This window comes from Ideonella sp. P3_A4 (assembly GCF_056403075.1).
In genome coordinates this window covers 1-6191 of the sequence record NZ_JBFUGE010000365.1, presented here as the reverse complement: position 1 = coordinate 6191, position 6191 = coordinate 1, and the positions used below count along the sequence as shown (strand labels likewise).

At 68.5% G+C, this 6191-nt stretch carries 8 protein-coding genes and 1 pseudogene; 3 read left to right on the top strand and 6 right to left on the bottom strand.

All coding sequences use genetic code 11. The features are described from left to right. From AC1DYI_RS24185 to radA, 3 genes are all read right to left on the bottom strand, one after another. A partial coding sequence (locus AC1DYI_RS24185; protein ID WP_477206684.1) for a hypothetical protein occupies positions 1 to 310 on the bottom strand: 310 nt, incomplete at its 3' end. Next, positions 307 to 1110 (bottom strand): metallophosphoesterase family protein, encoded by an 804-nt coding sequence (locus AC1DYI_RS24180; protein WP_477206685.1) that lies wholly within the window; start codon positions 1108 to 1110, stop codon positions 307 to 309. The genes AC1DYI_RS24185 and AC1DYI_RS24180, both read right to left, overlap by 4 nt. 41 nt (positions 1111 to 1151) lie before the next feature. Beyond that, positions 1152 to 2519, bottom strand: coding sequence for a DNA repair protein RadA (radA, locus tag AC1DYI_RS24175; protein ID WP_477206683.1), 1368 nt, complete (start codon positions 2517 to 2519; stop codon positions 1152 to 1154). A 162-nt stretch (positions 2520 to 2681) separates the two neighbouring features. Here radA and AC1DYI_RS24170 point away from each other — a divergent pair, with 162 nt between their 5' ends. Further along, positions 2682 to 3062, top strand: a complete 381-nt coding sequence (locus tag AC1DYI_RS24170; RefSeq protein WP_477206682.1) for a response regulator — start codon at positions 2682 to 2684, stop codon at positions 3060 to 3062. A 111-nt stretch (positions 3063 to 3173) separates the two neighbouring features. Beyond that, positions 3174 to 3803 carry a homoserine/homoserine lactone efflux protein gene (gene rhtB / locus AC1DYI_RS24165; protein ID WP_477206681.1) on the top strand — a complete coding sequence of 210 codons (630 nt, stop codon included), beginning with the start codon at positions 3174 to 3176 and terminating at the stop codon, positions 3801 to 3803. Positions 3804 to 3806: 3 nt separating this feature from the next. On the opposite strand, the gene arfB is transcribed toward rhtB, so the two are convergent. Genes arfB through alr form a run of 3 tightly spaced genes read right to left on the bottom strand, consistent with a single transcriptional unit; the run spans position 3807 to position 5835 of the window. Continuing rightward, positions 3807 to 4211 (bottom strand): alternative ribosome rescue aminoacyl-tRNA hydrolase ArfB, encoded by a 405-nt coding sequence (gene arfB / locus AC1DYI_RS24160; RefSeq protein WP_477206680.1) that lies wholly within the window; start codon positions 4209 to 4211, stop codon positions 3807 to 3809. Then, positions 4208 to 4708: an acyl-CoA thioesterase gene (locus AC1DYI_RS24155; RefSeq protein ID WP_477206679.1), complete on the bottom strand. Its 501-nt coding sequence runs from the start codon at positions 4706 to 4708 to the stop codon at positions 4208 to 4210. The genes arfB and AC1DYI_RS24155 overlap by 4 nt, the downstream gene beginning before the upstream one ends. A gap of 20 nt (positions 4709 to 4728) precedes the next feature. Continuing rightward, complete coding sequence (alr, locus tag AC1DYI_RS24150) at positions 4729 to 5835, bottom strand: alanine racemase (protein ID WP_477206678.1); 1107 nt, start codon at positions 5833 to 5835, stop codon at positions 4729 to 4731. A gap of 177 nt (positions 5836 to 6012) precedes the next feature. On the opposite strand from alr, the pseudogene AC1DYI_RS24145 reads away from it, so the two are divergent. Further along, positions 6013 to 6191, top strand: a pseudogene (locus AC1DYI_RS24145) (lysophospholipid transporter LplT); the annotation flags it as partial.

Below are 6191 nucleotides of genomic sequence, written 5' to 3'. Positions count from 1 at the left end.
ACGTATCGGCCCACTCGAAGGTCTCCGGCTCCTCAGCCACTCGACGACCCAGGCTGCCCGTCAGGCGCAGCACCTGGGGCAGGCGCAGACCTCGGCGCAGCTTCGAATGCAGCATCACGGCACTGGGGACGCTGCCAACCGGTGCTGCAGCGGCGTCGCGCATGACGCGCAGTGCGCGGCTGAACTGCAACAGCATCCAGAACACCACCAGCGTGGTCGCCAAGACCACGCCTTGCCAGCCCCATTGCACGTAGCCAACGGCCACCGCGGCGACGCCCAGCACCCAACTCAGCGTGGCGTCCCGGTTCATGCGGCGGCTCCGCTGGCTCGCGCCGCCACGACATCACGCTCGGTGCGGCCAACCCGGCCGGTGCGCAACGCATCGGCCCAATCGCCGCGGCCGTTGCGCTCGGCCTGTAGAGCCGCCTGTTCGTGGTCATAAGGTGTGGCGCGCAGAGAAGCGCGCCATCCTTGCGCGCCCCGCTCGACCACTGCCCAACGCGCCAGTGGGCTGCCGTTCTCAACCCGGTGCGGATGCCCGTGGTCGTCATCGAAAGCCGGCAGGCCGACGCTGCCCGGGTTCAGCAGCAGACAGGCATCGACGGTGGCAATGCGCGGCACATGGGTGTGGCCGCACAGGATCACCGGCGCACGCGCGGCGCCGAGTCGTTCGTGCAACTCCGTGGCCGTCGCCGGGCGGATGCCGTTGGACCCATCAACGTCGCGGCCCGGCACGACGGTCTCGAGAAAGTAGACCAGGTCGCTGTCGGGCGTCCCGTGGCAGCAGAAGATCTCCGGCACCAGCCAGCGCGTGGGCGGCAGGCTGCGCAGCCACGCACGCTGCGCTTCGTTCAACCGCTCAGCGGCAAAGGCATCGCTGGCGCCTTGGCGTTCGCGCGGCAGCGTCAGCACCTGGCGCTCGTGGTTGCCGGCGATCGCGGGCCAATCCAGTTCGATCAGGCGATCGGCCGTTTCAGCCGGCCACAGCGGGCCAGAAAGGGCATCACCAAGCTGCACCACCTGGGTGATGCCTTCGGCTGCCAGCTCGGCCACCACCGCCTCGAGGGCTGGCAGGTTGCCATGGATGTCGGACAAGACCGCCCAACGCAATGTGGACGGGAATGGGGTTGCACTCATACGGCGGTGTGAGGTCAGCTCAGTTCGCGCAGCATATCGATCGCCTGCTCGATGCGCTCGACCGGGTGAATCGTCAGGCCCTCGATCGGCTTTTTCGGCGCGTTGGCCTTGGGCACCAGTGCGACCGAGAAACCCAGCTTGGCGGCCTCTTTCAGCCGTTCCTGCCCACGCGGCGCCGGCCGCACCTCGCCAGCCAGGCCGACCTCACCGAAAGCGACAAAGCCGCGCGGCAGCGGCTTGCCCGCGAGGCTGCTGCGGATGGCCAGCAGCACCGCCAGGTCGGCCGCCGGCTCGCTGATGCGCACGCCGCCGACCGCGTTGACGAACACGTCCTGGTCCAAGCAGGCGACGCCGGCGTGGCGGTGCAGCACCGCCAGCAGCATCGCCAGCCGATCACGATCCAGCCCGACCGACAGCCGCCGCGGGCTCGGTCCGCCCGAGTCGACCAGCGCCTGGATCTCGACCAGCATCGGCCGCGTGCCCTCCAATGTGACCATCACGCAAGAGCCTGGCACCGGCTCGCCGTGGGTCGACAGGAAGATCGCACTCGGGTTGCTGACGCCCTTGAGCCCTTTCTCTGTCATCGCAAAGACGCCGATCTCGTTGACCGCGCCGAATCGGTTCTTGATCGCCCGCACCAGCCGGAAGCTGGAGTGCGTGTCACCCTCGAAGTACAGCACCGTGTCGACGATGTGCTCCAGCACGCGCGGCCCAGCCAGCGCGCCTTCCTTCGTCACATGGCCGACCAGCACCACGGTGCAGCCGGAGGCCTTCGCAGTACGTGTCAGCTGCGCTGCACATTCGCGCACCTGCGCCACCGAGCCGGGCGCGCTGGACAGCTGGTCGGAGTACAGCGTCTGGATCGAGTCGATGACGCAGAAGGCCGGCTGCTCGGCTTCCAGCGTCGCCTGGATGCGTTCGAGCTGGATCTCGGCCAGCACGCGCAGCGCCTTGCCCTGCAAGCCCAGCCGGTGCGCTCGCAGCGCAATCTGGGCGCCGGATTCTTCGCCGGTCACGTACAGCACCTTCATCTGCTGCGACAGCACGTCGGCCGCTTGCAGCAGCAAGGTGCTCTTGCCAATACCGGGATCGCCGCCGATCAGCACCACGCCGCCTTCGACGATGCCGCCACCCAGCACCCTGTCCAGCTCTTCCAGCCCGGTCGGCGTGCGTGCCACCTCGGCGGCTTCGATCTCGCTCAGCGTGGCCACCGGCTGCGGCTTGGCCAGCGACTGGAAGCGGTTCTTGGCCGCGCCGGCGGCCGGCTCGGCGACCGATTCCTCCAGCGTGTTCCAGGCCCGGCAATGCGGGCATTGGCCCAGCCAGCGGGGGCTGGTGCCGCCACATTGGCTGCAGACATAGATCGACTTGGTCTTGCTCATGAAGAGATCGTGACGCGCCGCATGGCCTGGCCGCGGCTTCGTGAAATAGAGGCGAAATGCGGGGGGACCCACCTGCGTTTCCGGGCTTCATTGTCAGCGCGCCAAGCCGATCATCCGTTGGCAGACTTCCTCCACTTCGCGGACCCGCCCTCCGACACTCCCATGAGCACTGCCGTCGTTCTCGCTCCGTCCATCCTCGTGGTCGACGCCCGTGCGGTGTCGCGAACCCACGCGGCCTGCCTGATCCGCAACCGCTGGCCGGATGCGCGGGTCAACGAAGCGAACGACGCCGACAGCGCGCTGGCCGAGGTGGCCGACGGCGAAACCGACCTGGTGATCATCGACCTGCCGGGCGAAACCGGCCTGGCCTTTGCACAGCGCCTGCGCAAGGCGCAGCCCGACTGCCAGGTGGCCTTGCTGGCCGAACCGGGCACCGCAGCGATGCGAGCCCGCGCCGACCGCGCCGGCATCCGCCTGTTCCGCACGCCCGCCACTGGTGACGTCATCGAACAGGTGCTGTCGCTGGTGGGTTGGGACGATTAGTCCCCCGCGCCCGGCCCGAGCGGCGCGATCCGACCCACCGTCGGCGTCGGAAAACCGCTGCCTCCTACACTGCCGGCTTCCGGCCGCTTGCGGCTGCTTTGAAAGCCCGCGGTGGAACTTGGCACCTGGATCCCGTTCTTTCTGGCGACGGTCGCGATCAGCCTGTCACCCGGCCCCGGTGCCATCGCCGCGATGGGCGCCGGCCTGAACCACGGCTATCAACGTGGCCAGCGCATTGCCTTTGGCCTGGCACTCGGCGTGTGGACCCAGCTGGCGGTCGTCGGTGTCGGTCTGGGTGCCCTGCTGGCCACCTCCAACACCGCCTTCAGCGTCGTCAAATGGCTGGGTGTCGCCTACCTGGTCTGGCTGGGCATCCAGCAATGGCGCGCCCCGGCCGCACCGCTGGTTGCACGCGACGAGGGCGCCGGCCAGATGAGCACCCGCGCGCTCGTCCTGCGCGGCTGGACCGTCAACGCCGTGAATCCCAAGGGCACGGTGTTCCTGATCGCGGTGCTGCCGCAGTTCGTCGACACCGCCCAGCCGCTGCTCGCGCAGTACCTGGTGATCGGCGCGACCTTTGGTGTCGTCGAGTTCTGTGTGATGAGCGGCTACGCTGCACTGGCCTCGCGTGTGCTGGGCCTGCTGCGCACGCAGCGCCAGATGCGCACGACCAACCGCGTGTTCGGCAGCCTGTTCGTCGTCGCCGGTGCACTGCTGGCGACCTTCAAGCGGGCGGCCTGACGGTCAGTCGCGTACGGGTCCGCGGCCGGCCTTGACCGCGCCGCGAATCGCCTTGCCGGCCAATCGCCGCTGCTGAGAACCCCGCGTCGGCTTGGTCGCCCGCCGCGCCTTCGGCACATGGGCTGCGGCGTCGACCAGCTCCTGCAGCCGCGCCATCGCGTCGGCGCGGTTCATCGGCAGGCTGCGGTGCTCCTGCGCCTTGATCACCACCACGCCGTCGGCGCTGATGCGCGCATCGGGCCAGGCCAGCAGCCGCTCCTTCAAGGCATCCGGCAGCGACGAGGCGCGAATGTCGAAGCGCAGATGCACTGCGTTCGACACCTTGTTGACGTTCTGACCACCCGCGCCCTGGGCCCGGATCGCGCTGAAGTCGACCTCGGCCTCGTCGACGCGTGGCGCCGGTTTCATGCTGTGTCGACGGGCGGCGTGGCCGAGCGCATCTCGCGCTGGCGTTGCTCCATCTCGCTGCGCAGCTGGCGCCGCACCTTGGCGTTCTCGGCACGGCGCTTTTCGTCCGGGGTGGACGGCTGCAGCGGCGGTACCGCGACCGGCTTGCCGTCGTCGCCGACCGCGATCATCGTGAAGAAGCAGCTGTTGGCGTGCCGCACGACCTGGGTGCGGATGTTCTCGGCGACGACCTTGATGCCGATTTCCATTGACGAGGTGCCGGTGTGGTTGACCGACGCGAGAAAGGTCACCAACTCACCGACGTGGATGGGCTGGCGGAACATCACCTGGTCGACGCTGAGCGTGACCACGTAACGCCCGGCGTAGCGGCTGGCGCAGGCGTAGGCGACCTGGTCGAGCAGTTTCAGGATCGTGCCGCCGTGCACGTTGCCACTGAAGTTCGCCATGTCGGGCGTCATCAGCACGGTCATCGACAGCTGGTGCGAAGGCAGGTCCATCACGGCCCTTTCGTTGAAGTTCAGACGACCGTGACAGGCACACGTTGCGCCAACGCGCACATCAGCTCGTAGCCAATCGTGCCGGCGGCGCGCGCCACCTCGTCGATCGGCAGCCGCGTGCCGCGCGGGCCTTCGCCCCACAGCGTGACTTCGCTGCCCATTTGCGCAGCAGGCACCGGCGTCAGGTCGACCGCGATCATGTCCATCGACACGCGGCCCACCGTCGTGGTGCGCACACCGTCGACCAGCACGGGTGTGCCGCTGCCGGCGTGGCGCGGGTAGCCATCGGCGTAGCCGCAGGCGACGATGCCGATGCGCTGCGGCCGTTCGGCGACAAAGGCACTGCCGTAGCCGACCGACTCGCCCGGCTCGATCGACTGCACCGCCAGCAGGCGTGAGCGAAGCGTCATCGCCGGGCGCAGGTTCCAGTACGCGCCGTCGTGCTCCGGGTAGTCCGGCACACCGCCGTAGCTCATGATGCCGGCGCGCACCCAGTCCGACCGCACCCGCGCATCGCCCAGGTGACGCAACGTGGCCGCGCTGTTGGCCAGCGAGCGCTCGCCCGGCAGGTCATGCGTCGCCTCGTGGAAGGCCTGCACCTGGTGCGCGATGCCGTTGGCGCCGAAGCGGTCGGCATCCGCATCGGAAAAGTGCGTGACCAACGCGATCTCGTCGACCTGCGGCAATGCATTGAGCCGCGCCCATGCAGTGCGGAAGGCGGACGGGCGGAAACCGAGCCGGTTCATGCCGCTGTTCATCTTCAGGAACACCCGGTGCGGCTGGTGTGTCTTGTGCGCAGCCAGCCAGTCGATCTGCTGCTCGCAATGCACCACGTGCCACAGGTTCAGGCGCGAACACAGCTCCAGGTCGCGTGGCTCGAACACGCCTTCGAGCAGCAGGATCGGGCCGCGCCAGTCGAGCGCGCGCAGGCGCTCTGCCTCGTTCAGGTCCAGCAGCGCAAAGCCGTCAGCGCCGCGCAAACCGGCATACGCCCGCTCGACGCCATGGCCATAGGCATTGGCCTTGACCACCGCCCAGACCCGCGCATCAGGCGCGCATTCGCGGGCCCTCGACAGGTTGTGGGCCAGGGCTTCGGTGTGGATCAGGGCTTCGATCGGGCGGGGCATGGGTGGTCTTTCCTTCGCCGGGAATTCTGCCAGTGACACTTGGTTGGCGGCCGCGGGGCTGGGCTGGCGCTTGGGCGAGCTGCCAACCTCGCATGCTATAAACCCCACGCTTTTTGCTCTCTGGAGACGAGACCCCGCCCTGGCGCGCCCATCCGAAGGCGCACGGCGCTCAGCCGCATGAAAAAAGGCTTCTACACCATCATGTCAGCGCAGTTCTTCAGCTCGCTGGCAGACAACGCATTGCTGGTCGGGGCGATCGAGCTGCTCAAAACCACCGGGGCTCCGGGCTGGCAGACGCCAGCGCTGATCCCGATGTTCGCGCTGTTCTACGTCGTGCTGGCCCCCATGGTCGGCGC